Genomic DNA, 26,665 nt, shown 5'->3' with positions numbered 1-26,665 from the left:
AATGTAAAATTAGTTAAAATTTTAACAAAATATAAGAATTTAATTCGCTACAAGCAGTTTTTAACGATGAAATACTCTTTTTACACGTTGAGATATAGAAGTTAGTAACTCGTAAGAAATAGAATTGGTTTTATTTGCTAAAATTTCGGCAGTTGGGTGCTTTCCAAAAACAATAACTTCATCTCCTTCATTACAGTTTAAATTGGTTACATCTACCATGATCATGTCCATACAAACATTACCTACAATAGGCGCTTTTTGGTCGTTTATAGTAACAAAGCCAACGCCATTTCCATATTGTCTACCAATACCATCTGCATGACCAATTGGTATGGTTGCCGTTTTTGTAGTTTTAGTTGCTGTATATGCTCTGTTATAACCCAAAGATTCTCCTTTATTTATAGTGTGAATTTGTGAAATGACAGATTTAAGGGCAGAAATAGGTTTAAAATTTTGGTTCTCTTTTTCCGAATTACCAAAACCATATAAACCAATTCCACTTCTAACCATATCAAAATGTGCTTCTGGATAATTTAATATTCCGGAAGTATTGCACATATGAAGTAAAGGCTGATATTCTATTTTTTTACTGAAAATTGCAGCAATATTTTTAAATTTCTCTATTTGATTTAAAGTAAACTCCTTTTCATTTAAATCTTCGCTAGCAGCTAAATGCGAAAAGATAGAGGTTACTTTTACCGAAGCATTACTTTTTAATAGCGGAATGATTTCATCTATTTCTTCGGCATTAAAACCTAATCTATTTAATCCGGTATTGAATTTTATATGAATAGGATAATTTTGTTGTTTTTCTTCGGCAGCAACCGCTATAAATTCTTTTAAAATTTTAAGGCTATAAATACTGGGTTCTAAACAACGATCCAAAAGGGTTTGAAAATTTACAGACAGTGGATGTAATACCAGAATTGGTTTAGTAATTCCTGCATCCCGAAGCGCAACACCTTCGTTAATATAAGCTACTGCAAAATAATCGACATCTAGATCTTGAAGATGTTTTGCTACTTCTTCCGCATCGCTACCATAAGCAAAGGCTTTAACAACAGCTAAAAATTTGGTTTTAGGTTGAAGCTTAGATTTAAGATGTTTGTGGTTATGGGAAAGCGCTTTTAAATCTATTTCAAGGGTTGTTTCTTGAACTTTAGACATTGGGTTTGTTTTCTTTAGTAGAAACCTCTTCGGCATCTTCCACTTTCATAGATTTTATTTTTTCACGCATAGTAGCTTTGTAGTATGCAGCACGACTTAAAGGTTCATATTCTTCTGTTTCACCAAGTAAAACCAACTTGTCATTCAGTGATTTTCTAAAACTGTATTGTGCCAAATTACCGGTTCTTGTACAAACAGCATGTACTTTGGTAACATATTCTGCTGTTGCCATAAGGTTTGGCATTGGTCCAAAAGGATTTCCTTTAAAATCCATATCTAAACCGGCTACAATAACACGAATACCTTTGTTTGCTAAATCGTTACAAACACGTACAATTTCATCATCAAAAAACTGTGCTTCGTCAATACCAACCACATCACAACCGTCTGCTAAAATAGGAATATTAGCAGCTGCTGGAACTGGAGTAGAGCGAATTTCGTTAGCATCGTGAGATACTACCATTTCTTCGTCATAACGCACATCTATAGTTGGTTTGAAAATCTCGACTTTTTGCTTTGCAAATTGTGCGCGTTTAAGTCTTCGAATTAGTTCTTCGGTTTTACCAGAGAACATGGATCCGCAGATTACTTCAATCCAACCAAATTGTTCTTTTTGATTTACTGTATTTTCAAGAAACATTTTGTAATTTTATCACTGCAACGAAACTTGTTTTTCGTTTGCATAAAGGTGGCGCAAATTTATTAAAAATCAAAAGGCTAAATTGCATTATATTCGAAAAATAAAAATTAATATGTCATGAAGAAGAAGTTAGAATCTGAATTAATGAGTATTGCTCATAGAATTTTAAAACTAAAAGGAAAAGAAGATGTGAATAGAATGCATGAAGAAGTTGCTTCGCTTTATGAAAAACTGACTGTTTTAAAGTTTGCACAAGAAAACTTTGAAGATAGTTTACCAACCATTGGAAACGATTCTTCTTTTTTCGGAATGTTAGATACCGCTTTTAATAATAAAGTGAGTGATAATATAGAGATCGAAGATAGAACCTATATTAACATGGATGAGAATGAAAATGAGCCTATCATGGAGCATGCTACTGAAAAAATAAAAGATATCGTTGCGCAAATGCCTAGCGAGACACATCAAATAGATGATTTTTTAGAAACTGTAATTCCAAAAACACAATTTCATAAAAACGATTTTGAAGAAATTACTGCCGACTTCACCGAAATGCCTGTTTTTGAAAAAGCAAATAAAACCAACGAAAAAAAATCGCTAAACGAAAAACTTAAAGTGGGTGCTTTGCAAATTGGATTAAACGATAAAATAGCTTTTATAAAGCATCTTTTTGATGGTAAAAATGAAGATTACGAACGCGTAATTTCACAAATAAATACCTCTGAATCTTTTGCAGATGCACAAAATTTTATTCAAAACATGGTAAAACCAGATTATAACAATTGGATTGGTAAAGAAGATGTAGAAGCGCGTCTTTTAGAACTTATTGAAAGCAAGTTTGAATAATGAGTAAATTATATATTGTACCAACGCCAATAGGTAACCTTAAAGATATCACCTTTAGAGCTGTCGAAATTTTAAAAGAAGTAGATCTTATTTTAGCGGAAGACACTAGAACTTCAGGTAAACTCTTAAAGCACTTTGAAATTGGCACGCATATGCAAAGCCACCACATGCATAACGAGCATAAAACGGTCGAAGCATTAATTCAAAAATTAAAATCGGGAATTACTATTGCTTTAATTAGTGATGCAGGAACTCCGGCGATTTCAGATCCTGGATTTTTACTAACCAGAGCGTGTGTCGAAAATGGTATTGAGGTAGATTGTTTACCAGGAGCAACAGCATTTGTACCAGCATTAGTAAATAGTGGTTTGCCAAATGATAAGTTTGTTTTTGAAGGCTTTCTACCAGTTAAAAAAGGACGTCAAACTCGCTTTTTGATTCTTGCTGAAGAAACTAGAACCATGATTTTTTATGAAAGTCCGCACAAGCTAATAAAAACACTTGCTCATTTTTGCGAATATTTTGGGGAAGAAAGACAAGTTTCCGTTTCTAGAGAATTAACTAAACTATATGAAGAAACGATTCGTGGAACCGCAAAAGAAGTTTTAGAGCATTATACTAATAAACCACCAAAAGGCGAAATTGTAGTTGTGGTTGCCGGAAATTCAAAAAAATAAATTTCTCTTTTTGTTTTTATGAAAAGCATTGGAATAGCTAAATATGGACATCCATACATTCAAAAATAAATTAAAAACAACACCAGAATCTATTGCGTTTTCGGAAACGATGGAACTTATTGAAGCGCAGTATATATTTACACCAAAAGCCTTTAAAAATGGAGATTTGGAAAACGAAGAAGGACAAAATTCTGGATCTTGTAAATTGTTTGCTTTTGCAAAATCCGAAGGTTTATCTAAAGAAGAAACTTTAGCTTGTTTTGGCCAATTTTATTTTGAGGATGTATTAAAAAATCCAAATGGTGACGGACATCAAAATATTAGAAACTTCCTAAAAACTGGATTTGAAGGTTTGCATTTTGACGGTGCTCCTTTGGTGAAAAAGTAAAAAGGTTATTTTTTATTACATGGAAGATTTACTACATAAAATAAGACAATGTGATATCTGCGAAGCACATTTACCACTTGGTCCAAGACCAATAGTAACAGCAAATCCGAAAGCCAAAATAATAATTATCGGACAAGCGCCAGGAACGAGCGTGCATAAAACAGGAATTGCATGGAATGATCCTAGCGGAAGACAATTACGAAAATGGTTGGGCGTTACCGATGAAGATTTTTATGATGAAACCAAATTTGCCATAATGCCCATGGGTTTTTGTTATCCGGGAAAAGGGAAAACAGGAGATTTACCACCAAGAAAAGAATGTGCTCCTCAATGGCATGAGGCACTTTTAAAGGAAATGCCAAATTTAGAGTTGGTGATATTAATTGGTCTGTATGCGCAGAAGTATTATTTACAAGAAGACGCTAAAAGAACACTAACCGAAACGGTTGTTAATTACAAAGGATATTTGCCAAAGTATTTTCCTATGCCGCATCCTTCACCAAATAATCGATTCTGGAAGAGTAAGAATCCTTGGTTTGAGGTAGATGTTGTTCCTGAGTTGCAGAAGGTAATTCAGAAGATTTTATAAAACAAAAACCTCACTATCTCTAGCAAGGTTTTCCTTTTTTTTTCTAAAATGAAATGTTAAATATTTATTTAAGCAGATTCCTGCCTTCGCAGGAACTACACGTGTTTCCCAACTTCAAATCCATGTTTTCCTAAAAATTGATTTCCGCTTTCAATAGCGTCACCTTCCAAAGTGGTTCCCATAGAATCATTCCATCGGTTTAAATAACCAAATAAGGAAACAACACCAAGCATTTCTACAATTTCACCTTCGTCCCAGTGTTCATGTAAACGTTTTTGTATCGTTGCATCTACAGCATTTGGAACTTGACTAGCGGCTAAACTAAAATCTAAAGCCGCACGTTCTGCTTCGTTAAAAGCAGGATGTGTTCTGTATTCCCAAATATTATCTAGTTGTTCTTGTTCTGCACCATAACGTTCTGCGGCGCGAATAGCATGTGCTTGGCAATATCTACATCCAGTAGCATTACTGGAAACCCAAGCAATCATACGTTTTAAGGCGGAGGTTACTCTTCCTTCATTAGCCATAACGGCTTTATTTAAATTTATAAAAGCCTTGCTAATCGCAGGGCGACGTTGCATGGTTAATACAGAGTTCGGGCAAAACCCAAGTGTTTCATTAAAGAATTCTGCTAGCTTTTTGGTTTCTAAATCGTGGTCTGCAGATAATGGCGTAACTAATGGCATAATATTTTATTTAGTAGTATTTTTGAAGGTACAATAAACATCTTCTCATAGAATCTAACTTTGTTAGAATAAATAGATAGATGTAGATTGTGTCTTACTTTATTAAAATAATCTTACACAAGAAACAAAAAAATCTTATAATATGTCTGATAAAATTACAACCATTTGGAATGGAAACATGCTTTTCGAATCTGATAATCCAAGTGGACACACTGTGCTAATGGATATTAGTAAAGAAAATGGAGGGAATAGTTCAGGCTTACGTCCAAAAGCAATGATGTTATCTTCTTTAGCAGGATGCTCTGGTTTAGATGTGGTTTCTGTTTTAGATAAAATGAAAGCTTCTGTGGAAGGTTTTTATATGACCGTTGAAGGAGAACTAACAGACGAACATCCAAAATATTATCATACTGTAACTGTAGAATATCATTTTACGGGTAAAGATTTAAACGAATCTAAAATTAAAAAAGCAGTCGATTTATCTGTAGATAAATACTGTGGTGTTATGGAAATGTTTCGTCAGTTTGCAACAGTAAAAACATCTATTCATTATCATAATAAGTAAATGATTGCATTTAATTTTTCTGAAGAATATATTTTAGAAGATGAAGTGGTACTGCTTCGTCCTTTAAAAATTTCGGACGTAAATCTTTTACTTGCCATTTCTGAAGAGCCTAATATTTGGGAATATTCTTTTGTCAAAGGTAATGGGAAATTAAATCTCAAAAAATATATTACTTCAACCATTGAAGCTAGAAACAACCAAAAAGAATATCCTTTTATTGTTATCGATAAAAGAACCAATGAAGTTGCAGGTTGTACAAGATTTTGCGATATAAATAGCGACTTTAAGGCAACTAGATTAGGTTTTACTTGGTATGGTGAAAAATTCCAAGGAACAGGATTAAATAAACATTGCAAGTATGTATTGTTTCAATTTGCTTTTGAAAAGATAGGATTTGAACGTATTGGTTTAGGTGCTTATGCAGATAATGTAAGAAGTATTGCTGCGATGAAAAGTGTTGGTTGCGTGGAAGAAGGTAGATTTAGAAGTCTGTTTCCTGCAGAAAATAGTAAAGATAGAAGCGATGCTGTTTTATTTAGCATTTTAAAAGAAGAATGGAAACGTTCTAAAAAAGAAGCACTCCAATTAAAGTTGATGCATTCTATAAAATAAATAGCGAAAATTTTCTATATTAGTATATGCGTTGGACATTAAAACCAAAACCGGAAGCAAAAAAACTAGAAGCTCTACAAAAAGCACTGCAAGTAGATGAGGTGGTTGCTGCTTTACTTTTACAAAGAGGAATAGAAACCTATGAAGAGGCGAAAACCTTTTTTAGACCAAGCTTAAATGATTTGCATGATCCATTCTTAATGAAAGATATGGATATAGCGGTGGCAAGAATTGAAGCCGCTTTTGCTACAGGTGAAAATATATTGGTATTTGGCGATTATGATGTAGATGGTACGTCTTCTGTAGCATTAATGTCTTCCTATTTAAAAACAAGAATCGATAGTGTTGCAACTTATATTCCAGATCGTTATGAAGAAGGTTATGGTGTTTCTTACCTCGGAATTGATTTTGCAAATGACAATGATTTCTCCTTAATTATCGCTTTAGATTGTGGTGTAAAAGCCATCGATAAAGTGGCATACGCAAAAGAAAAAGGTGTTGATTTTATTATTTGCGATCACCACAGACCAGGAGATAAATTACCCGATGCGGTTGCTATTTTAGATCCTAAAAGAGAAGATTGCAAGTATCCGTATAAAGAACTTTGTGGTTGTGGTGTTGGATTTAAACTCATTCAGGCTTTAGCTTCCAAAGAAAATAAAACCGTAGAAGATCTCACCGAATATCTAGATTTGGTAGCTACCGCAATTGGAGCAGATATTGTTCCTATTACAGGAGAAAACAGAGTGCTTGCGTATTTTGGAATGCAAGTTATTAATGCCAATCCGAGACCAGGAATTCAAGCCATTATCAACCAAGTTAAAAAAACAAACCTCACCATTACAGATGTAGTTTTTACCGTTGCGCCAAGAATAAATGCAGCGGGAAGAATGAAGCATGGTAATTATGCGGTTACTTTATTAACCGAAATGGATTTTCCTTTAGCGGAAAAATATGCCGCCGAAATAGAAGAATTTAATACCGACAGAAAAGATGCAGATCGACGAATTACAGAAGAAGCTCTGGAGCAAATTGAAGAACAAAAAGAACAGGAAGGTTTTACTACTGTTGTTTACCATGAAACTTGGCACAAAGGCGTTATTGGTATTGTGGCTTCTCGATTAATTGAAACCTATTATAGACCAACATTAGTTTTTACTAAAAGTGGCGATAAATTGGCAGCTTCGGCACGATCCGTTTCTGGTTTTGATGTGTACAATGCCTTGGAAGCTTGCGCGGAACACATCGAACAATTTGGGGGTCATAAATATGCTGCAGGTTTAACACTGAAAGAAGAAAACTACGAAGCTTTTAAGCAAGCTTTTGAAGATGTTGTTTCTAAAACCATAGACAAATCGTTATTAACACCAGAAATTAAAATCGACAGACAGATCGATTTACATCAAGTGAATGATAAATTAATGCGTATTATGCGTCAGTTTGGACCTTTCGGACCAGGAAATATGACACCTATTTTTGTTACCGAAGATTTAAAAGATACCGGTTACGGAAAATGCGTTGGTGAAGACGATAAACATTTACGGATTACTGTGATGTCATCTCGAGCGCAGTCGAGAGCGCAGCAAAACAAGTTAGTTTGTATTGGTTTTGGTTTAGGAGATAAGCTGCCCTTGATTAAAGACAGAAAACCATTTAAAGCAGTGTATTCTGTGGATGAAAATGAGTGGAAAGGAAATGTCTCACTACAATTAAAATTAAGAGATATCAAAGCATAACTTATGGCAAAAAAAGATCCGTATGCAGCATTACGAATTAAAGAGTTTAATATTTTTTTACTAGTTCGTTTTGCATTAATCTTTGCATGGTCTATGCAATTTATAGTAATAGAATGGCAAGTGTATGAGTTAACAAAAGACCCTTTATCTCTTGGAATTATTGGTTTAATGGAAATTATTCCAGCATTAGCCATGGCACTATTTGCAGGTCATATTGTAGACCAAAAAGAAAAACGAAATCTGCTTGCGATTTGTATTGCTGCTTTTTCGTTAATTAGTTTTTGCCTTTTCTGGTTAACCTCTCCAGAAGTTACCAGCTCTTGGTCTAAAAAGAGTATGCTTTATACGATTTACGGATTGGTATTTTTTGGCGGATTTTTACGTTCGTTTTTCGGGCCAACCATATTTTCATTAGTTGCTTTAATTGTACCTAAAAAAATATATGCGAATGCCGCAACATGGAATAGTTCTACTTGGCAAATGTCTCGTGTTTTAGGTGTTGCTTTTGCCGGGTTCTCCATTGGTTGGCTTGGTGTACATTATTCTTTATGTATTGTTTTTGCACTCGTTTTAGTTTCCTTAGTATTCTTATTTCAAATAAAAAGGAAGCCTATTCTTAACGATAAAATTGGGGAGCCAATGATGCAAAGTTTAAAAGAAGGTGTACATTTTGTTTTTAAAACAAAAGCTGTTTTAGGTGCTTTAACATTAGATATGGTCTCCGTATTATTTGGGGGTGCAGTTGCTTTGTTGGCTATTTTTGCGCAAGATATCTTAAAAGTTGGACCACAAGGATTTGGTATTTTAGTTGCAGCACCATCCGTTGGTGCTTTTATAACCATGTTAATTACCGCGTATATACCAATTAGTAAAAATGCAGGAATGAAATTATTGGTCGCTATTTTTGGTTTCGGAATATGTATTGTTATTTTTGGGCTATCTACTTCATTTTGGTTGTCGGTTGGTGCTTTGTTTTTTAGTGGTGTCACCGATGGCGTTTCTATGGTGATACGTCAGACGATTTTACAAATTAAAACGCCAGATAATATGCGAGGTCGTGTGTCTTCGGTAAACTCTATGTTTGTAGGTTCTAGTAATGAACTTGGTGCTTTTGAAAGTGGTGTAACAGCGAAACTTATGGGAACAGCAACGGCAGTTGTTTTTGGAGGAACCATGACCTTAATTACTGTTATTACTACAGCAATTGTTTCGCCTACGTTTAGAAAATTAGATTTAACAAAGGATATTGAGGAACACGAAAATGCCGAATGATTTGAAATCTATGCACAGCAATAAAAAGGAAGTTGCTTTTTTATTTAAAGTATATATCTTTGCAGCATGATACGTAAAGTAAATAAAGCAGTTAAAATTGCTTCTGAACGGGAAATCGTTATATCCTCCATAAAAGTAGCTATAGTTGTTGGTTGCGTTTTGAATTTGATAAATCAAGGCGAAAAACTTATTGCTTTAGATTTTAAGCAATTAAATCTTTTAAAATTTTTTGTGACTTTTTCAGTGCCTTATATGGTTTCTACCTATGCCTCGGTAAAGGTGAAATTGGAGCGTGATAAACAGTAATATTTTCTTATACCCATTATTGTTTTGGGCTTTCTTCTCTAAAATATCGTTTGTTTTTAATACATATGTAATGAACTAAGTATACGTCATGTTTACTTTGGTATTTTTTTTACACTAATTATTATAATTATGTAAAAAACCTTAAAATGAAAATACGATCCATTACTACATATTGCTTATTAATATTAATGCTTTCTACTAGTACTTTGCAGTCGCAAGAAGCAAGTGTTGAAAAATCACTTTACGGAATCCAAACAGGGTTTTGGGGAGTTTGGGGATATAATGAATCGAAATTAAACTCGAAATGGGTGCTGCGTACCGAGTTAGGTTTGTGGGATTATTCGGGTACTATAGAAGGATTATTTTTAGTGCCAGTAATTTCTTTAGAACCACGCTGGTATTTTAATTTAGAAAGCAGATTAGCCAAAGGGAAACGTATTGATGCAAATAGCGGTGCTTTTTTAGCGTTTCAATTAAGTTTGAAACCAGATTTTTTCAGTTTACCAAAGCGTGAAGATGCTGGTAGTGAAAATCTTAGTGTTTCTTTTGTTCCAACTATTGGAACTAGGAAGAATATTGGCAAAAATTTTAATTTCGAATTAGGGTTTGGTTTTGGTATCGAATATTTTAGTAAAGGAGGCGGTAATATTAATCCTTTTTTAGTAGATAACTCAGAATACAATGATAGCACAGGAGATACTACGTATGGTAATGATGATTTTTTTGGAACTTCTGTTAACCTGCATGTACGAATAGGTTATAAATTATAGTAAACTTCTATTTTTTATATTTTTTTGAATTGGATTTTATCAATAAATAAGGAATTCCGATACCAATAGAAATATAGAAAAAGATGTTCTGTAGATTGGCATTTTCTAACCATTTGGAAGCGAAATAACCAATGATAATTAAAATAGCCATACCAAACATCACATCTCTAAAAAGGGTTGCAATGCCTTCTATATGGTACTTTTCTTTTTCTTCTTTAGTCATGGTATTGTAACCTGCAATTAAAAAATAGCATTTTCCGTACTTTATTAATGCACCTAAAAGAATAAATATAAAAGCAGTTATAAGCATGATTTTATGGATTATAGGTTTTTAAAATCATATTTTCCCCATCAAAAACACCATAGGTATAATATTGAATCCAATCGCCAAGATTCACGTATTTTGCGTTGTTTTCTAGGTCTATATCTAAAGGAAGATGTCTATGACCAAACACAAAAAAATCGCTGTGCTTATCTTCTAGTTTTCGTTTGCAATATTGTACCAACCATTCGTTATCATTCCCTAGAAATTTAGCGTCATCATCACCAGAAATAAGTTTGTTTTTTACCGATAGGTATTGTCCGATTCGCATGGCAAAATCTGGATGTAAAACACGTTTAAAGAACCATTGGCATATTGGGTTGGTAAATACTTTTTTCATGCGTTTATAGCCTTTATCTTCTGGACCTAAACCATCGCCATGACCAATAAAAAAGGTTTTATTGTTAAAGGTGAATTCTTTTGGTTTGTGATACACCGGAATGTTTAGTTCTTCTTCAAAATAGCCATCCATCCATAAATCATGATTACCAACAAAGTAGTAGATTGGTATTCCGGAATCGGATATTTCGGCAAGTTTCCCTAAGGTTCTTGTAAAGCCTTTTGGAACTACGTTTTTATATTCTACCCAGAAATCAAACATATCTCCTAAAAGAAAAATAGCTGCTGCATCTTTTTTCACGTGATCTAACCAAGCGACAAACTTTTTTTCGCGAGGTAAAGAGGCTTCTTTTGTAGGAGCACCTAAATGATTATCGCTTGCGAAATATATTTTTTTTCCTTCTGGAATTTGCATACTGTAAATATAAAAAATGTTTGTTAGTTAACTGGATGCCGCGTTAAGGATGGAGCAATTGTTGGAGCTCCTTGCAAAGAGCGACTTGCGAAAGCCTGACCTTTAGGTAACGCCATAATGATTTAATCATTACAGATTATCACTAGCATACCACTCTGCATAAGAGCTAGTTGTTTCTGACAGTTTTAGAGAATGTAATTTTATGTTTTCTGGCAAACGTCTTTTTATTTTGGCAGCAAAGTCTATCACCATCATTTCACTCGTTGGCTGGTAGTCTACCAAAAGAACATTGTGGTCTCTAGCAGATAATTCTTTTGCTAGTTCTAGATGTGGCGTGTTTTTATTAAAAACGGTCGCGTGATCAAAAACTTCGACAATATCTTCTTTCACTATTTTTTTTAGATCGCTAAAATCGATAACCATCCCAAATTTTGCATTGGTAGCATCTGTGATTGGCTTACCAATAACGGTTACAAATAATCTGTAGCTATGGCCATGTACGTTTTTACACTTACCGTCATAACCATAAAGCGCGTGTCCTGTCTCGAAAGAGAACTGTTTTGTAATTCTAATATTACTCATTGTTTTGTGCATTTCGATGCAAAGATATTCATTTTGTAAAAGGAATCGCTTTTTAGATTACATTTGCTCGCTTTTGTTAAAAATATAGTTGATAAAGGCGAAAGTTATGAAGCAAATATTTGAGGAGCTTGTGTTTACTGAAAACCCTTTGTATGAAGGTGTTATTGAAGATTTATTAGCGAAACAATATAGTATTGTTGAGGATTTTTTTACTGCAGAAGAAGTTTTAATTTTTAGACAATCTTTAATTGAAAAACACGAATTAGATGCTTTTAAAAAGGCGGCTATTGGTAATCGTGTTAATGAAACCATAGAAAAAGCTATTCGTGGAGATATTATTTTGTGGATGGACGAAAGCAAAGCAGATGCTTACGAACAGTTATTTTTCAATAAAATAAATAGCCTCGTTAGTTACTTAAACAAAACCTGTTTTTTAGGGATTTTACATAAAGAGTTTCACTACGCATTGTATCCTAAAAACACATTTTATAAACGCCACATCGATACGTTTCAAAATGATGATAGACGAAAACTATCTTTTGTTTGTTATTTAAACGAAGACGGTTGGATGCCAGAAAACGGTGGCGAACTCGTATTGTATTTAGATGAAAACGGTGTAGAAACCGAAAAGATTATTTATCCGTTTCCTGGACGTGTAGTAATCTTTGAAAGCCAGATTATAGAACACGAAGTAAAACCTGTACATACAGAGCGATTGAGTATTACAGGTTGGTTAAAAACGAGATAATTATCTGCGTTTGTTTCGGTTATAAAAATAGATGATAACTAAGGCTATTCCTAGCACTAAAAAAAAACCGTTTCCGCTTAAAAAACTTAATATTTCCATGTTTTATTGTGTTATTCTTTTTTGTTTTTATTGTATCTATATATAAAATAAGCAAGTGCTACTAGTACTACAAAAGGTAGCATAGATCCAATAAATACGCCGATTCCGTAATTAGCATCTGGAGCACTATTTATTTTTTCATTGATGTCTACTTCTTGTAAAACAGCTAAAAACTTCATTTTATATTCTATTAACTTTCGGTAAAGTTACGTCTTTTGCGAAAGTGGTAAAAATTCTTTTCTAAATTTTATTATTAATGGTAATCCTCTGGCGATAATCCAAAGGGTGAAAGCAATAAAAATACCGTATAATTTATAGTCTAAAGCATCTAACCAAAACAGAATTGGCAAGAAGATTACAAAGGTAGAAAAGAGTAGTACATTTCTAAGAATCTTCATTTTACCTAAACCTTTAAACATGCCGTCAAAAATAAAGGCTAATGCACAAAGTGGTTGCATGAGTAATACGATCCAGAATATGTTGTAGAATTCTTTTAAAACTTGCGGGTCTTTCGTGAATAGGGTTCCTAAAGGATAATATAAAAGAGCGCCTAGTATTGCAATAGTGATTCCTAGAATAATGCCGTATTTTATTAACTTATTGCTCAATTGAATTAAATTTCCGTACTCTTTTCCTCCTATTAATTTTCCAGATAAAATATTTCCTGCACTCGCATAACCATCAATAATAAAAGCACCAAGAAACCATAAGTTTATAGCAATGGTATAGGCCGCAATATATTGTTTACCATAGCTTGTAGAAAAGGCACTCGCAAAATATAAGGTAACATTTAAGGCAAGTGTACGTACAAACAAATTAAGAATCATACCTATAAATCGTTTGATTTCCGGATGAAAAGGGAAGCTAAAACGTAGTGGAATATTCGTTTTTGTTAGTAGGTAATATGCCGAAAAAATAGCCATTAAAAACTGAGCAATAACACTTGCATAGGCGGCACCTTTAATGTGCATTGCAGGAATATATCCTTCGATACCATAAACCAAAATAAAATCTAAAATAATGTTTGCCGAAGCGCCAATTATTGCAATTAGCATTGGGTGATAGGTGTTTTGTAAACCTCTAAAAGTCCCAAAAACAGCAATGGTAAATAGGGTGAAAGGAAATCCGAAAACGCGAATTTTATAATAATCTACACTATAGTCAAGAATTAATCCCGAAGCATTATACAGTTTAAAAATACTTTGCGCAAAAGGATAGGTCCCTATAATTATTAAAACACTTAGAGAGGTAATAATAAATATAGCTTGTGCTGGAAGGTTTTTAACCGCTTCTACATTATCTGCACCAACATATTGTGAAACGATAGAAGATATTGCACTTCTTGTTTGTCCCAAGACCCAAATAAGCATAGATATAAAAGCGCCAACAATACCTACTGCAGCTAAAGACTCGGTGGCGTTTATATGTATATTACCTACAATAGCAGTATCTGTCAAAGATAGAATAGGTTCTGATACGCCTGCTATTAATGCGGGAATTGCAAGTTTATTTATCTGTTTCAGGTTTATATTGGTAGGCAATAGTTTAAATTTAAATTTTAGAAAGTATAAAGGTCGCAACTATTTATTATAAAATCTGTATTTTTGCAGTCTAAATAATAAGTAATGAAGAATATTTTAGTTCCTATTGGTTCGTCTAGTAATGCAAAATTCACTTTGCAATATGCTATTGACTTTGCACAAGTTATGCAAGCAAACGTTTTTGTTTTCAGATCCTTTAGTTTGGCTCCAAAGGCAGGAACAGTTATAAATATAGATAGTATTGTTGCTAGGGAGCAGGTTGCAAATGTGAAGGAGGTTGTAGACCAAATAGATAAAAAAGATGTAACTATTAAAATAATATCTGCAAAAGGAGGCGTTGTAGATAGTATAGATGCTATACATAAAGAATTAGGAGTTGATTTAATAATTGTAGGGCAGCGACCTAATGATTTACAAGAAAGTTATTTTTTAGGAAGAACACCAGGAAGCATTGTTAAACAAACAGATATTCCTGTTTTAGTTATACCAGAAGCATATGCTTTTAAATCTATATCCAAGATTTTAACAGCAGTAAAATCTGGTGTGGTTAGAAAAAATAATGCAATATTACCATTACAAGAGATTATAAAAACTTTTGGATCTACGATGCATTTATTGCAAGTAAAAACGAAAGATTTTTCGTTAGCAGATGCGGAGATAAATAGCGATTTAAAAGCTTTAACTTCTTCTTACAATAGTTCGGAAAACGGAACGCTATTTCAGGGCGTTTTAGAGCATTTAAACCAACATAATCCAGATGTTATCTGTGTTTTTAGACGCAAAAGAGGATTCTTTAAAAAGCTTTGGGAGCAAAACACCATTAAAAAAATAGATTTTGAAAGTCGCGTACCTCTTCTAGTTTTAAAAGGAGCAGAATAAAGAATTGTAGTCGTAATCTTTTAAGTAGTGAATTATCTTTTTCTGGTAATTCATAGGTTTTATGGGTCTCTTATCTAAAATCAAGGGTTTTGTAAAACCGTTTTTTTTTTATATTCTCATAACCCAAAAACGATGAGAAACCTACTTATTTTAGCATTATTGGTGAGCACATCCGTGATTGCTCAAGAGTTATTTAATCCAGAAATAAGGGAAGATGCGTTGTATAAATCTGCTTTTTTTGCGAATGTAAAAAAGCAAGATTTAGATATTAATAGTTGAAGACAATAGGCTTAATCAAATGTGATGGGGAAACTTTTAAAGAATTTTTCAGATGTAAGTTGCACTATTGTAAATAACGGACAGGAAGCTATAGATGCTTTAAATAATGAAATATTTAATGTTATTTTAATGGATTTACAAATGCCAATTATGGATGGTTACGAAGCAACAGAAAGTATAAGAAACGGTATATTAAAAGAATCGATTACCTAAATACCAATAATTGCAGTTACCGCAGATGCTATGGAAAAAACAAGGCAGCGTGTTTTAGATATTGGGATGAATGATTATTTAACCAAACCAATTAACAAACATCTTTTATTAACAACTATTTCTGCCTGTTACCAAACCGCAGTTTTAAAAATTGCTTAATTTTTTATAAAAGAAATACTGGAATTTACAATCGTTTGTAAAGCAGAAGACATGGTGTTTTCGGTCCAAGGATGCGAACTATTAAAAACGTGGTTACAGTCTTTTATAGGAAGTAATATGCTTTCGGGTTTCCAAGCCTTTAACTGAAGTGCTTCGGTAAATTTCACGGAAGGATCTTCTTCACCATGAATAATTAGAAAAGGAATACTGTTTTTTTTAGTAGCCAATTCGATATTAAAGCGCTTTTCATTTGCTTTAAAATCTAAATAAAACTGGTAGTTGTGAGGCATTTGTTGTTTGGTTCTGCCATTTAAAACATACTTAACACCATCTTTTTTCCATTGGTCTAAATCACCGGTTGTTGTGGTTCGTTTGCCGAAACCACTAACACTTGCCCAAGTAATTAATTTGGTTATTCTAGAATCTTCAGATGCTTTAATTATTGAAATTCCGCCACCTCTTGAATGTCCGATTAAGGTAACATTTTCGGTGTCTATTTGATTTCTGAATTCATTTTCTTCGGACAGAAGGTAGTCTAATATACTATCTACATCTTCTAATTCTTTGGAATAATTATTTTCGGCGAAAGCGGCAAGATCTGGAAAATCAATAGGATTTTCTATAGTACCACCATTATGCGAAAAATTAAATTTCACGAAAAACAAATCCGCAGCACTACAAGCTTTTGCAACTAAATCCCAACTTCCCCAATCTTTAAAACCTTTGTAGCCATGACAGAAAATGACCAATGGTTTTTTATGATTGTTCTCTTTGAAGAAGGCATCCCAAACTATTGGTTTTTTTGAATCTCTTTGTAGTATTTGGTTTTTATGAATCATTAGACTTCTTTTTCAATGAAATTAGTTTCTGGGTTACAGATTTCTATAATGATCTTTTTGAGTTCTATTTCAAAATGTTGCATCGTTTCTTCCGTTATAAGTTGATTTTTAGCTCTTCCTTCTTTTACCGCAAATTTTAAAAATCCTGCACTTAAATTTTTAAAGGAAATAATACCTGCTTCCAACGGGAATGTTACTTTCTTTTCTTGCATCATCATATAAGCATACAGAAGCACTTGAAAACTTTTACTGTATTTTTTATAGTCTGTGGTTAGATCTTCCCAATTAGAAATTTCCACTTGATTAGATAATACTTTACCTGTTTTGTAGTCCATAATTCTGGTAACGCCATTGTACGTATCTACACGATCTACTTTCCCTGTGAGGTTAATGGTAAATCCTAATTCTGGTATGGAAATTGGGGTTCTATTATTGGCTTCTAAAGAGATTATTTTTATTTCATTTCCTTGTTTTACATCTGTAATTTCTAGATTTAAAAAATTAAGGACATAGCGTTTTGCAATTTCCAAAATGATGAGGTTCTTCCCGGTATTAATATCTCCTTCTTTGTATTCATTTTCAAAATGATAGGTAACTCTTTCGGTAATTTTAGATTTTTGTTTATCTAAACCTTCCGCAGTTAAAAGTTGACCAATGAAATCGGTATATAAATCTTCTAATGTATTATGTACAACGGTACCAAGTGTATTAAAAGCAATACTTTCTTCCACATCTTCCTGTTCTTTAATCCCTAATACTTTCTGATAATAGAAATCTATAGGATTCCTCATGTAGTTGGTTAATGAAGAAGGAGAGAAACCTTTTTCTGCAACAGCTTTTAACTTATTTTGTATGGCTTCCGTTTTCTTTATTTCTAATAATTCTGTAAAACAAGCTTCTACTTTTGGAGTTACAATTTGGTGATTTATGGTATGGTCTCCTTCCAATTCTAATTGCGTAATAAATCTACTTTTTTCACCGCCAGTTAATACATCGGCTTCTGTGTTATATAGAATATATACGTTTTTAGCGCGTTGTAGCAATCTGTAAAAGTGATAGGTGTAGACCGCATCTTTTTCTTTGTATGTTGGTAGTTCGTTTTCTATTTTAACATCAAAAGGAATAAAAGAGTTGTTGGTTTTCCCCGAAGGAAGTACGCCTTCATTTACGGAAGCTATAATGACCGTTTCAAAATCTAAAACACGAGATTCTAACATTCCCATAACTTGTAAGCCTTGTAACGGTTCACCTTGAAAATCTAGGGTTGCAGAACTTAAAAGCTCTTTATAAATACCGTGAAGTGTATTTAAATCTTTAATATAACTGTAACTAGCATTAAGGCTAGAAAGTTCGTTAAAGAGCTCGTTAAAGCGGAATAAATATTCTAAAGACAGTTTGTTTAATTCTTTGTTGAGATCTAAATTTTCTTTAATACCTAAAATTAGGTCGGAACAGTTTTTAAGAATGTTTTCTACACTATTTTCTTTTATAACAAATAACAATTCTAGTATATCTGTTGAGGTAACTGAAAGTTCTTTTAAACGATCTACCGTTAAATACACTAAATTATTACTCAATATGGTTTGCGTGATTTTGGAAGCTACATCTACATTATTGGTGTTGAGTAATGGTCTAATAAATTGATGCGAAATAATAGCGATAACATCTTTATAGTAAAATGTATGACTTGCTTTTTTGTGTACTTGAAAAATTTGCTCAAATAAGGAGGCTAGCGGAATGGATTGTAATGGAAAACCCATGGTGATGTTTAAGGCATCGATAGATTCTGGCAACGCGTTTAATGTTGGCGTTAGTAGATTTTCGTCGGCAAGTACAACTGCCGTTTTTTGTAAAGCGGGATCTTTTTCTTTTAATTCTTTTAAAAGCGTACCTATGTATTTGGCTTGACCTATGTTTTTAGGTATACCAACTACTTCTATGTTTTTTTGTTGTGTGTAGTTATTTGTTTTCCAGTGAAAAGGATGCGTTGTGAAGTATTTCCAGTTTTTATGGTGTTGTCTAGTAAATAAGCCAGCATCATGATATGGATTATCGAAAAATTTCTGGTCAATATCCCAAAAAATTTCGGCCATTTCATTTTGTAGTAATTCTTGGATAATATTTTCTTCGGCTTTATTTAGCGCATTAAAACCTAAAAATATATGTTGTTTTTCTGAGTTACTTTGAATGTAGGATTCTAAGTTCTCCACAGCTTCTCTATATATTAAACCTTGATATCCTGTTTTGTTTTGTAAAAGCTGTTCCGCAAACTTGGTATAGTATTGGTTTAGCTTATTCCAAAAGGAAAGATATTTTTTTATAAAATCAGATTTAGGTTCTTCTAAAGACCAATGTTTTAAATCTTGGATAGCACTTAGATAGTTGAATATTTTTTCTTGCGGAATGAGATATCTATCTATTTCATTAAAATCTTGAAGTAATATTTGGGCCCAATTGGAAAAAGAATCAAAGCCTTCCTGTTCTTCTTTTTTAGTTAATTCTAAATAGACTTTATAAAATACAAATAGAAGCTCTGTATTGGATGTTTTTTTTAATTGTGATAAATCTTCTACAAACTCTTCAATACTAATTATTTTTGGAGATAGAATTGTCTGATTGACTATTTGCGCAATTTGGTGTTTTAAGAATATACCAGCACGTTTGCTGGGTAAAACAAAGGTTAATGAAGATAAATCTTTGTTCCTTTTTTGTAAATCTTGTAATACATCTAGAATGAATGTTGTCATTCTATAAAAATAAAAAACGCTTCGATATATCGAAGCGTTTTTATAAAATATTTAGATTGTTTTGTGAAACTTATTTTCTAAGTTTTACTTCAACACGTCTGTTATTTTTCTTTCCAGCTCTTGTAGCGTTAGAATCGATTGGGTAATCTTCACCAAATCCAGCAGCAACTAATCTGTCAGCGTTAACTCCGTTAGAGATTAAGTAATCTCTTACAGCGTTAGCTCTTCTTTCAGATAATAATTGATTAGAAGATTTAGGACCATCACTATCAGTATGTCCTTCTAACGTAAAGTTAGATTCAGGATATTCTTTTAAGATAGCAGTGATTGCTTGTAATACTGGGTATGTTTCTTGTTTGAAAGAAGACTTAGCACTTGCAAATAAGATTGTTCTAGCATAGTTATTTAATGTTGCCATAACTTCAGCAGTAGGAGCAGCAATAACTTCTGGACAACCATTGTTTGCAGCTACACCAACTTCATTAGGACATTTATCATCTTTGTCTAATACACCATCACCATCAGTGTCTGCCCATGGGCAACCATTGTTAGCAGCAGGACCAGCTTCGCTAGGACATTTATCATCTCCATCAGCTACACCATCACCATCAGCATCAGGACAACCAGCTAAAGCTTTTAAACCAGCAACAGTAGGACATTTATCCTCGTTGTCAGGTACACCATCTCCGTCAGAATCAGGACATCCATTAAATTCAGCTAAACCAGCTTCATTAGGACAAGTATCTTTAGAATCTTCGATTCCATCACCATCAGCATCAGGACAACCGTTGAAAGCTTCTAAACCAGGAACTTCTGGACAAGCATCATCTTTATCATATACACCGTCACCATCTGTATCTTTTCCACCAAACTTAACAGTTAAACCTGCAGAGTGTTGGAAATGTTTAGATAAGTAATCCTCGAAAGAATGTTTATACGTAGATTGTACATTAAGACCAATGTTTTCTGTTAACCAGAAATTTAAACCTAAAGAACCGTTTAAAGTACCAGCTCCGATTTCATCAATCCAAGTGTAACCACCACCAACACCTAAATAAGGTTCAATAGTTGTACAGTTTAATAAGTCTGCAAAGCTATATTTAACAGCTCCATCAAGACCATAATAAGACATTTCGCTAACTGTTACGCTAGGTACTCCTACTGTCTCACCAATTTTTTCAATTTTGTTGATTGATCCTGTTACCCCAATAGAAAACCCATTGTTAAGGTATTTAGATACACTAATAGTCGATAAAGATGGAAGTATATTCCAGTGATCATCTACATTCAAGAATTCATCAAAGTAATCTCCTTGAGGAGCATCTTCTCCAACTGGATAAAGATCAACTGCGTTTACCCCGAAACTAATTGCCCAAGGATTGTTTTCATCTTGTGCATACGTGCTGCTAAAACCTAATACAAGCAACATAGCGAACAATAATCTGCTAAGATTTTTCATATTCAATATTTTAATTTTTAAGTGTTAATTGATAAGCAAAAGTAAGTTGTTAAATATTATTAACAAAGACAAATATAAAAAAATATTTAAAAAAACGTTTAATATTATCTGTTTGTACTGAATTTAAATAATTTCTAATGTTTTTCCAACTTTAATGAAGCTAGATATAGCCTTATCTAAATGCTCTTTTTCATGTGCAGCAGAAAGCTGTACTCTTATTCTTGCTTTTTCTTTTGGAACTACAGGAAAAAAGAACCCAATGACATAAATGCCTTCCTTGAGTAACATATTTGCCATAGTTTGCGATAATTTGGCGTCGTATAACATTACTGGAACAATAGCAGAATCGCCATCTACGATGTCAAAACCAGCTGCTTTTATACCTTTTTTGAAGTAATTTGTGTTCCATTCTAGTTTATCACGTAAGGATGTATCGTTTTGAAGCATATCAAAAACTTTTATGGATGCGCCTACTATTGCAGGAGCTAAAGAGTTTGAAAATAAATATGGTCTAGAACGTTGACGTAATATTTCAATAATTTCTTTTTTTGCAGTAGTATATCCTCCCATTGCACCACCTAAAGCTTTACCTAAGGTTCCTGTAATGATGTCTATTCTTCCTAAAACACCTTTTTCTTCTAGTGTTCCAATTCCTTTTGGTCCAATAAATCCGGTTGCATGGCATTCATCTATCATTACCATGGCATCATATTTATCTGCTAAATCACAAATTTTATCTAATGGAGCTACCAAACCATCCATAGAGAAAACACCATCTGTAACAATGATTTTATTTCTTGCTCCATTGGTATTGGCATCTATTAGTTGTTGTTCTAAATCTGCCATATCATTATTCGCATAACGATAACGAGCAGCTTTGCATAAACGCACACCATCTATTATTGATGCGTGATTTAAAGAATCGGAAATAATAGCATCTTCTTTTCCTAATAGAGGTTCAAAAACACCGCCATTAGCATCAAAGGCTGCGGCATATAATATAGTGTCTTCTGTACCATAGAAATCTGCTATTTTTTGTTCTAACTCTTTGTGAATGTCTTGTGTACCGCAAATAAAACGAACCGATGACATACCAAAACCATGCGTATCCATAGCGTCTTTTGCTGCTTGAATTACTTCTGGGTGTGACGATAAGCCTAAATAGTTGTTTGCACAAAAGTTTAAAACCGTTTCTCCTGTGTTTAAGGTTATTTCTGCGCCTTGTGGCGAAGTGATAATACGCTCTTCTTTATAAAGTCCGTTATCTTTTATATCCTGTATTTCTTGTTGTAGTTGTTGTTGTATATTTCCGTACATGTTTTTTTTTTTTTTTACAAATTTATAATGTTTTTTTGCGTTAGTGGTAGAAACGGCATCCTTTTTTATGCGAAATTAAAAATGTCTTTTCGTTTTACTCTATAGTTTTTAAGAACTAGAAACCATAAAAGATTAGCTGGGCATAAAAAAGATATAGTGGATGACACGACGCTTTGAAGCTTTTGCGGAAAAGCGGAACGCCATCATTAAAAGTGAACTATTTTAATGTCTTCGTTTATATAAACAATAATTTTATGGGTTACTTTATATGGCATTTCTTCAATAACACGTTGGTAATTCTCTAATTGTAATTGGTATTTTTTATTTATTGCTCCGGTTTTGTAATCTATAATGGTTGCTTCGTTTTTTGAGTTTATAACAAATCTGTCTGGTCTTATAATTTCATGATTCGATATAATTTCACGTTCGTTATACACGGTGTTTCCTTCTACAAAATAATCTTTAAGCTCTGGATGCTCTACAATTTGACGTACTATTTTTTCTAAAACTATGGCTTGTTCTTTATTTATAATGGCAGATTCTTGAAAATGAGAAATGGCAAACGATACATCTTCCTTTGTTTTAATATGTGCCATAATGTTGTGAATAAGATTTCCTTTTTCTATAGCTTCTTGTTGCGCGGTGTTCCATAAATAGCCGGAATTAGTAACAATATGTATATTATGGCTTTCTTTGGTTGTGGTTATAAACTCTTGTTGCTCTATGATTTTTTTATGTGTATTTTTTGCTTTGGATGTCTTTTTGGCTGCCCCAAAAGTGTACAGACTTTCATTATCATTGTACCTTTGAGCCTGTGTTAAATAATTTATAAATAAGCCTGCATAGGTTTTTGGTTCTGCTAATTCTTTAGGAGATATATCTCTTTTCGAAATAATATAAAGTTGTTCTTTTGGTCTGGTTAATGCGACATATAATAAGTTGATATTATCTAACTCTAATTCTGCTTGATGTTTATTATGGATTTGCAAACCAACCTCGCCGTAATTTTCAAATTCTTTACTGTAGTTTAATAAGGTACTTGAAAAACCATTGAATTTCTCTGGCTGTAATGGAAACCATTCTTTTGCTTCTATTTCTCCGTAAATATTTAAATCTGCATATGGGAAAATAACCACCGGAAACTCTAAGCCTTTAGATTTATGAATGGTCATTATCTGCACTGCATTTTGCCCTTGCGGTGAAACAATACTTAGATTTCCTTTTTTATTGGTTGCATGTTCTAAAAACCCAGAAAGGCTGGAGCCTTGTTTTTGGGAGTATTCTAAAACAAAGTCTAAGTAATACTGCACGTAGGCGTTAGATGTTTCTACAAGATTGAAATTTCTAACAATACTTTCTGCCAACTCATACAATGGTAATTGTAGTAATTGATTTGGCGTTAGGTAAATGTTGTAATCTTCTAAACTTTTAAAGGTTTGAAAAAGCGATTGCTTTAAATGTGTGCTAAAAAAAGCATGCTTGTCTTCTATTTTGAATTTTTCGGATAAATAATTTAACGCTTTAACCTTTATTTCTTCATTTTCAGATTGTACCAAAAGCGTTAGCAAATGGTCTATAAACTGAACTTCAGGACTATTAAAAATAAGCATCGTTTCGGACGACATAATAGGTACACCTTCTCCATTTAAATACTCTGCAATGGCGATACCTTCCTTTTTCTTACGGACTAAGATGCAAATATCTTGATAGGTAAAACCATTGGTCTCACAAGTTCTAATGGTTTCTAGTACTTTCTGCGGAAAGATTTCATCTCTCTCTTCGTCTTTAAGATCTAAAAATTCTAATTGGATATAACCTTCACTTTCATTAAAGGTGTTTTGGTTGGAGCCTTCTTGATATAAATCGCTATATGCTGGATTGCTGAAAAAAGTTTCGGCTAGATGTTTAAAAAAGTTATTATTAAAATGAATGATCTCTTTATAGCTCCTGTAGTTTGTTGGTAAATTATCGACATGCTGCTCTACTTGAAAAGGATGTGTTTTTTTAGAATATAAGTCTATAAACTGGTCTGCTTCTCCGCCTCGCCATCTATAAATAGCCTGTTTGGCATCACCAACTAACATTGCGGTTCCCTGTTCTTGTTTTAAGTTATGACCTGAAAGGGAATTATCTATTAGCGGAATTAAATTCTGCCATTGTAATTTGGAGGTGTCCTGAAACTCATCGATAAAATAGTGTCTAAATTTTTCACCTAATCGCTCATAAATAAAAGGCGTTGGTTGGTCTTTAATTTCTTTACTTATTAACGTGTTGAATTCGGAGATTAATAATTTATTCTGATCTATTTTTATGTTAGTTAACTCTTGATTTATGGCGCTTAAAACAGATAATGGAGTGATGTTTCTATAAAATGCTTTCGAGAATTTTAATTGAAAAATAAGTTTTTTACTCTCTTCAAATGCGCTAATTAAAATAGGTTGCATGCCGTCTATAACAGCACCAAGTTCTGGAGACAGACGTTTAGGGTAAAGCATTTCGTTACTTACTAATGCTATTTGCCATTTCGGATCAAAACTTACACTGAAATTTTTGTTTGCTAATTTTTCAAAATGTTTAGGTAAATAACTACTTGAAAAATCTTTAAATTCTAAACCAGAATCCCGTATTAAATCTATAACCTTTTTTGCAAGTTCTATAATTTGTTCTTCTGCAACTTTAATATCTTTTCTTAATTTCGCTTTAAGGATTTTAAAATCTTCAAGTGATTTGTCTTTTAATTTTTCAATATGTGCGACATCATTTTCTTTAACTAATAGTTTTGCAATCTTATTAAAGTCGAAAGAAATATCCCAGCTTTTATCATCATCTGCTTTTTCAATTGCAAAATCCACTAAAATTTTAGTCAGTTCTTTATTGGTTCCTGCTTTCGCAATGAGACTATCTACCGCTTCTTGTAAAAGGGAATCTTGATCTAATTCGACTTCAAAATTTAATGGCAGTTTTAAATCGTGCGCAAAAGTTCTAATTATTTTGTGTGTAAATCCGTCAATAGTAGAAACATCAAAAGCGGCATAATTATAAATAATACTGTTTAATATTTTTTTAGACTTGCTATGAAGTATTTCTGGTTTTAATTGTAATTCTTCTAAAAGAGTAGAAAACATGCTGTTTGGGTTTTCTATGATTTCTTCCGAAGAAAACGCGGTAAGCATTTCGATAATACGTTCTTTCATTTCGCCAACCGCTTTGTTGGTGAATGTAATAGCAAGAATGTTCTTGTATTGTAGCGTATTATTAGATTGTAATAAAATTTTTAAATACTCTTTTACTAATGTAAATGTTTTTCCGCTTCCTGCAGATGCATTATAAATAGTGAAAGGATGTTGGTTAGCCATGCGTTAAATTTTAGACAAGATAAAGATTATCGATAATTTGATAACTATTTATTATTTTTAATTGAAGGCATTTATGCGTAAATTTGAATTAAATTTAATATTAACAACTAAAAATAAATATTATGGCTTTCGAATTACCGAAATTAAAATATGCTTATGATGCTTTAGAACCAAACATTGATGCTCGCACAATGGAAATACACTATACTAAACATCATCAAGGTTATACTACAAAATTAAATGCTGCAATTGAAGGAACAGATTTAGAAGGAAAATCTATTGAAGATATTCTTGGTAATCTAGATATGAAAAATGGAGCGGTTAGAAATAATGGAGGAGGTTTTTACAACCATTCTTTATTTTGGGAAGTAATGAATCCAGAAGGAAAAGGACGTTTGTCTGGAGATTTAAAAGATGCTATTGAAGCGGCTTATGGTTCTGTAGATGCTTTTAAAGATACTTTTAGTAAAGCAGCTGCTACGCAATTTGGTTCTGGTTGGGCTTGGTTGTGTGTACATAAAGGAGGAAAAGTAGAAGTTTGTTCTACACCAAACCAAGATAATCCATTAATGCCGGGAGTTACTTGTGAAGGAACACCAATTTTAGGATTAGATGTTTGGGAACATGCTTACTATTTAAACTACCAAAACAGAAGACCAGATTATATTGAAGCTTTCTTTAATGTTATTAACTGGAATGAAGTAGAAAGACGTTATGCAGAAGCTAAATAAGCTTTAAAATAGTACCAAGTCCTATAGGAAATAGGCATATGTAAAAAAAGGTGAACTTGCGTTCACCTTTTTTCGTCCCAAATCTACCATAAACTTAACCTACTTAAATTATGGAGATATTGATATAACGTAAATTTATTGTGAATATTGTAAAATGTAGAAAAATATTTCGTTCTAGAAAATGAAAAAAGGTGAACGAGAGTTCACCTTTTTTGCCCCAAATCTACCATAAACTTAACCTACTTATGTTATGGTCTAGCAAATATAAGCTTGCTTTAAGGAAATAGAGGAAATTATTAGATAAACTACTAATATATTAGTCTAAAGGAGGAAAGGGTCTGTTTTAGAAGGAAATGTCGTATAAAATGAGATGAAATGAAAAAAGG

27 protein-coding genes and 1 pseudogene are annotated in these 26,665 nt (G+C 32.9%); 15 read left to right on the top strand and 13 right to left on the bottom strand.

The features are described 5' to 3' along the window. Positions 1 to 60 precede the first annotated feature (60 nt). Positions 61 to 1,167, bottom strand: coding sequence for an alanine racemase (gene alr / locus ACVCZW_RS14910; RefSeq protein ID WP_452232778.1), 1,107 nt, complete (start codon positions 1,165 to 1,167; stop codon positions 61 to 63). After that, positions 1,160 to 1,807 carry a thymidine kinase gene (locus ACVCZW_RS14905; protein ID WP_452230484.1) on the bottom strand — a complete coding sequence of 216 codons (648 nt, stop codon included), beginning with the start codon at positions 1,805 to 1,807 and terminating at the stop codon, positions 1,160 to 1,162. Before ACVCZW_RS14905 ends, alr begins: the two co-directional genes overlap by 8 nt. A 117-nt stretch (positions 1,808 to 1,924) precedes the next feature. Between ACVCZW_RS14905 and ACVCZW_RS14900 the strand changes: the two genes are divergently transcribed. Genes ACVCZW_RS14900 through ACVCZW_RS14885 form a run of 4 tightly spaced genes read left to right on the top strand, consistent with a single transcriptional unit; the run spans position 1,925 to position 4,307 of the window. Beyond that, the gene (locus tag ACVCZW_RS14900; protein WP_452232777.1) at positions 1,925 to 2,653 is read left to right on the top strand and encodes a hypothetical protein; all 729 of its coding nucleotides are present in this window, start codon (positions 1,925 to 1,927) and stop codon (positions 2,651 to 2,653) included. Next, a complete protein-coding gene (rsmI, locus tag ACVCZW_RS14895; protein WP_452230482.1) occupies positions 2,653 to 3,330 on the top strand; it encodes a 16S rRNA (cytidine(1402)-2'-O)-methyltransferase in 678 nt (225 codons plus the stop codon). The genes ACVCZW_RS14900 and rsmI overlap by 1 nt, the downstream gene beginning before the upstream one ends. A gap of 43 nt (positions 3,331 to 3,373) precedes the next feature. After that, positions 3,374 to 3,718 carry a HopJ type III effector protein gene (locus ACVCZW_RS14890; protein WP_452230481.1) on the top strand — a complete coding sequence of 115 codons (345 nt, stop codon included), beginning with the start codon at positions 3,374 to 3,376 and terminating at the stop codon, positions 3,716 to 3,718. A 19-nt stretch (positions 3,719 to 3,737) separates the two neighbouring features. Continuing rightward, positions 3,738 to 4,307, top strand: coding sequence for a uracil-DNA glycosylase family protein (locus ACVCZW_RS14885; RefSeq protein ID WP_452230480.1), 570 nt, complete (start codon positions 3,738 to 3,740; stop codon positions 4,305 to 4,307). A gap of 95 nt (positions 4,308 to 4,402) precedes the next feature. Here the strand turns inward: ACVCZW_RS14885 and ACVCZW_RS14880 are convergent, their stop codons facing one another. After that, positions 4,403 to 4,993 (bottom strand): carboxymuconolactone decarboxylase family protein, encoded by a 591-nt coding sequence (locus ACVCZW_RS14880; protein ID WP_452230479.1) that lies wholly within the window; start codon positions 4,991 to 4,993, stop codon positions 4,403 to 4,405. A gap of 142 nt (positions 4,994 to 5,135) precedes the next feature. Here ACVCZW_RS14880 and ACVCZW_RS14875 point away from each other — a divergent pair, with 142 nt between their 5' ends. The 6 genes from ACVCZW_RS14875 (at position 5,136) to ACVCZW_RS14850 (ending at position 10,254) form a co-directional block, all read left to right on the top strand. Beyond that, positions 5,136 to 5,558: an OsmC family protein gene (locus ACVCZW_RS14875; RefSeq protein ID WP_452230478.1), complete on the top strand. Its 423-nt coding sequence runs from the start codon at positions 5,136 to 5,138 to the stop codon at positions 5,556 to 5,558. Further along, a complete protein-coding gene (locus ACVCZW_RS14870) occupies positions 5,559 to 6,170 on the top strand; it encodes a GNAT family N-acetyltransferase (RefSeq protein WP_452232776.1) in 612 nt (203 codons plus the stop codon). Positions 6,171 to 6,196: 26 nt separating this feature from the next. Next, positions 6,197 to 7,906 (top strand): single-stranded-DNA-specific exonuclease RecJ, encoded by a 1,710-nt coding sequence (recJ, locus tag ACVCZW_RS14865; RefSeq protein ID WP_452232775.1) that lies wholly within the window; start codon positions 6,197 to 6,199, stop codon positions 7,904 to 7,906. Positions 7,907 to 7,909: 3 nt separating this feature from the next. After that, entirely contained in the window at positions 7,910 to 9,178 is a 1,269-nt protein-coding gene (locus tag ACVCZW_RS14860; protein ID WP_452232774.1) for an MFS transporter, read from the top strand. A gap of 66 nt (positions 9,179 to 9,244) precedes the next feature. Continuing rightward, on the top strand, positions 9,245 to 9,484 hold the full coding sequence (gene nrtS / locus ACVCZW_RS14855) for a nitrate/nitrite transporter NrtS (RefSeq protein ID WP_452230474.1): 240 nt from the start codon (positions 9,245 to 9,247) through the stop codon (positions 9,482 to 9,484). A 146-nt stretch (positions 9,485 to 9,630) separates the two neighbouring features. Next, the gene (locus ACVCZW_RS14850; RefSeq protein ID WP_452232773.1) at positions 9,631 to 10,254 is read left to right on the top strand and encodes a hypothetical protein; all 624 of its coding nucleotides are present in this window, start codon (positions 9,631 to 9,633) and stop codon (positions 10,252 to 10,254) included. Between the two features lie 7 nt (positions 10,255 to 10,261). Here the strand turns inward: ACVCZW_RS14850 and ACVCZW_RS14845 are convergent, their stop codons facing one another. The 3 genes from ACVCZW_RS14845 to ACVCZW_RS14835 all read right to left on the bottom strand — a co-directional run bounded on the left by ACVCZW_RS14845 (position 10,262) and on the right by ACVCZW_RS14835 (position 11,912). Next, positions 10,262 to 10,564, bottom strand: coding sequence for a DUF3784 domain-containing protein (locus ACVCZW_RS14845; RefSeq protein ID WP_452232772.1), 303 nt, complete (start codon positions 10,562 to 10,564; stop codon positions 10,262 to 10,264). Positions 10,565 to 10,568: 4 nt separating this feature from the next. Beyond that, positions 10,569 to 11,330, bottom strand: coding sequence for a UDP-2,3-diacylglucosamine diphosphatase (locus ACVCZW_RS14840; RefSeq protein WP_452230471.1), 762 nt, complete (start codon positions 11,328 to 11,330; stop codon positions 10,569 to 10,571). Between the two features lie 129 nt (positions 11,331 to 11,459). After that, positions 11,460 to 11,912, bottom strand: a complete 453-nt coding sequence (locus ACVCZW_RS14835; protein ID WP_452230470.1) for a 6-pyruvoyl trahydropterin synthase family protein — start codon at positions 11,910 to 11,912, stop codon at positions 11,460 to 11,462. Between the two features lie 106 nt (positions 11,913 to 12,018). On the opposite strand from ACVCZW_RS14835, the gene ACVCZW_RS14830 reads away from it, so the two are divergent. Beyond that, the gene (locus ACVCZW_RS14830; protein ID WP_452230469.1) at positions 12,019 to 12,660 is read left to right on the top strand and encodes a 2OG-Fe(II) oxygenase; all 642 of its coding nucleotides are present in this window, start codon (positions 12,019 to 12,021) and stop codon (positions 12,658 to 12,660) included. 110 nt (positions 12,661 to 12,770) lie between these two features. Here the strand turns inward: ACVCZW_RS14830 and ACVCZW_RS14825 are convergent, their stop codons facing one another. Both ACVCZW_RS14825 and ACVCZW_RS14820 read right to left on the bottom strand, forming a co-directional pair. Next, on the bottom strand, positions 12,771 to 12,938 hold the full coding sequence (locus ACVCZW_RS14825; protein ID WP_162838502.1) for a hypothetical protein: 168 nt from the start codon (positions 12,936 to 12,938) through the stop codon (positions 12,771 to 12,773). 27 nt (positions 12,939 to 12,965) lie between these two features. Next, entirely contained in the window at positions 12,966 to 14,300 is a 1,335-nt protein-coding gene (locus tag ACVCZW_RS14820; RefSeq protein ID WP_452230468.1) for an MATE family efflux transporter, read from the bottom strand. An 84-nt stretch (positions 14,301 to 14,384) separates the two neighbouring features. Here ACVCZW_RS14820 and ACVCZW_RS14815 point away from each other — a divergent pair, with 84 nt between their 5' ends. The 3 genes and pseudogenes from ACVCZW_RS14815 (at position 14,385) to ACVCZW_RS14805 (ending at position 15,830) form a co-directional block, all read left to right on the top strand. Continuing rightward, positions 14,385 to 15,179 carry a universal stress protein gene (locus ACVCZW_RS14815; protein WP_452230467.1) on the top strand — a complete coding sequence of 265 codons (795 nt, stop codon included), beginning with the start codon at positions 14,385 to 14,387 and terminating at the stop codon, positions 15,177 to 15,179. Between the two features lie 132 nt (positions 15,180 to 15,311). Next, positions 15,312 to 15,458, top strand: a complete 147-nt coding sequence (locus ACVCZW_RS14810) for a hypothetical protein (protein ID WP_452232771.1) — start codon at positions 15,312 to 15,314, stop codon at positions 15,456 to 15,458. Between the two features lie 24 nt (positions 15,459 to 15,482). Continuing rightward, positions 15,483 to 15,830 (top strand): annotated as a pseudogene (locus ACVCZW_RS14805) (response regulator). Here ACVCZW_RS14805 and ACVCZW_RS14800 read toward each other — a convergent pair. The 5 genes from ACVCZW_RS14800 to ACVCZW_RS14780 form a co-directional block, all read right to left on the bottom strand. After that, a complete protein-coding gene (locus ACVCZW_RS14800) occupies positions 15,827 to 16,669 on the bottom strand; it encodes an alpha/beta hydrolase family protein (RefSeq protein ID WP_452230465.1) in 843 nt (280 codons plus the stop codon). The pseudogene ACVCZW_RS14805 and the gene ACVCZW_RS14800 sit on opposite strands and share 4 nt — an antisense overlap. Then, positions 16,669 to 19,416 carry a PD-(D/E)XK nuclease family protein gene (locus ACVCZW_RS14795; protein ID WP_452232770.1) on the bottom strand — a complete coding sequence of 916 codons (2,748 nt, stop codon included), beginning with the start codon at positions 19,414 to 19,416 and terminating at the stop codon, positions 16,669 to 16,671. The genes ACVCZW_RS14800 and ACVCZW_RS14795 overlap by 1 nt, the downstream gene beginning before the upstream one ends. Positions 19,417 to 19,486: 70 nt before the next feature. Continuing rightward, positions 19,487 to 20,875, bottom strand: coding sequence for an OmpA family protein (locus ACVCZW_RS14790; protein WP_452230463.1), 1,389 nt, complete (start codon positions 20,873 to 20,875; stop codon positions 19,487 to 19,489). A 123-nt stretch (positions 20,876 to 20,998) separates the two neighbouring features. After that, entirely contained in the window at positions 20,999 to 22,192 is a 1,194-nt protein-coding gene (gene kbl / locus ACVCZW_RS14785) for a glycine C-acetyltransferase (RefSeq protein WP_452232769.1), read from the bottom strand. 206 nt (positions 22,193 to 22,398) lie between these two features. Beyond that, complete coding sequence (locus tag ACVCZW_RS14780) at positions 22,399 to 25,548, bottom strand: UvrD-helicase domain-containing protein (RefSeq protein ID WP_452232768.1); 3,150 nt, start codon at positions 25,546 to 25,548, stop codon at positions 22,399 to 22,401. A gap of 122 nt (positions 25,549 to 25,670) precedes the next feature. On the opposite strand from ACVCZW_RS14780, the gene ACVCZW_RS14775 reads away from it, so the two are divergent. Beyond that, positions 25,671 to 26,279 (top strand): superoxide dismutase, encoded by a 609-nt coding sequence (locus tag ACVCZW_RS14775; RefSeq protein WP_452230460.1) that lies wholly within the window; start codon positions 25,671 to 25,673, stop codon positions 26,277 to 26,279. Positions 26,280 to 26,665: the final 386 nt, after the last annotated feature.

It is taken from the genome of Lacinutrix sp. MEBiC02595 (assembly GCF_053601555.1).
The sequence above is the reverse complement of the archived record's forward strand: the minus strand, read 5'-3'. Positions and strand labels throughout refer to the sequence as shown.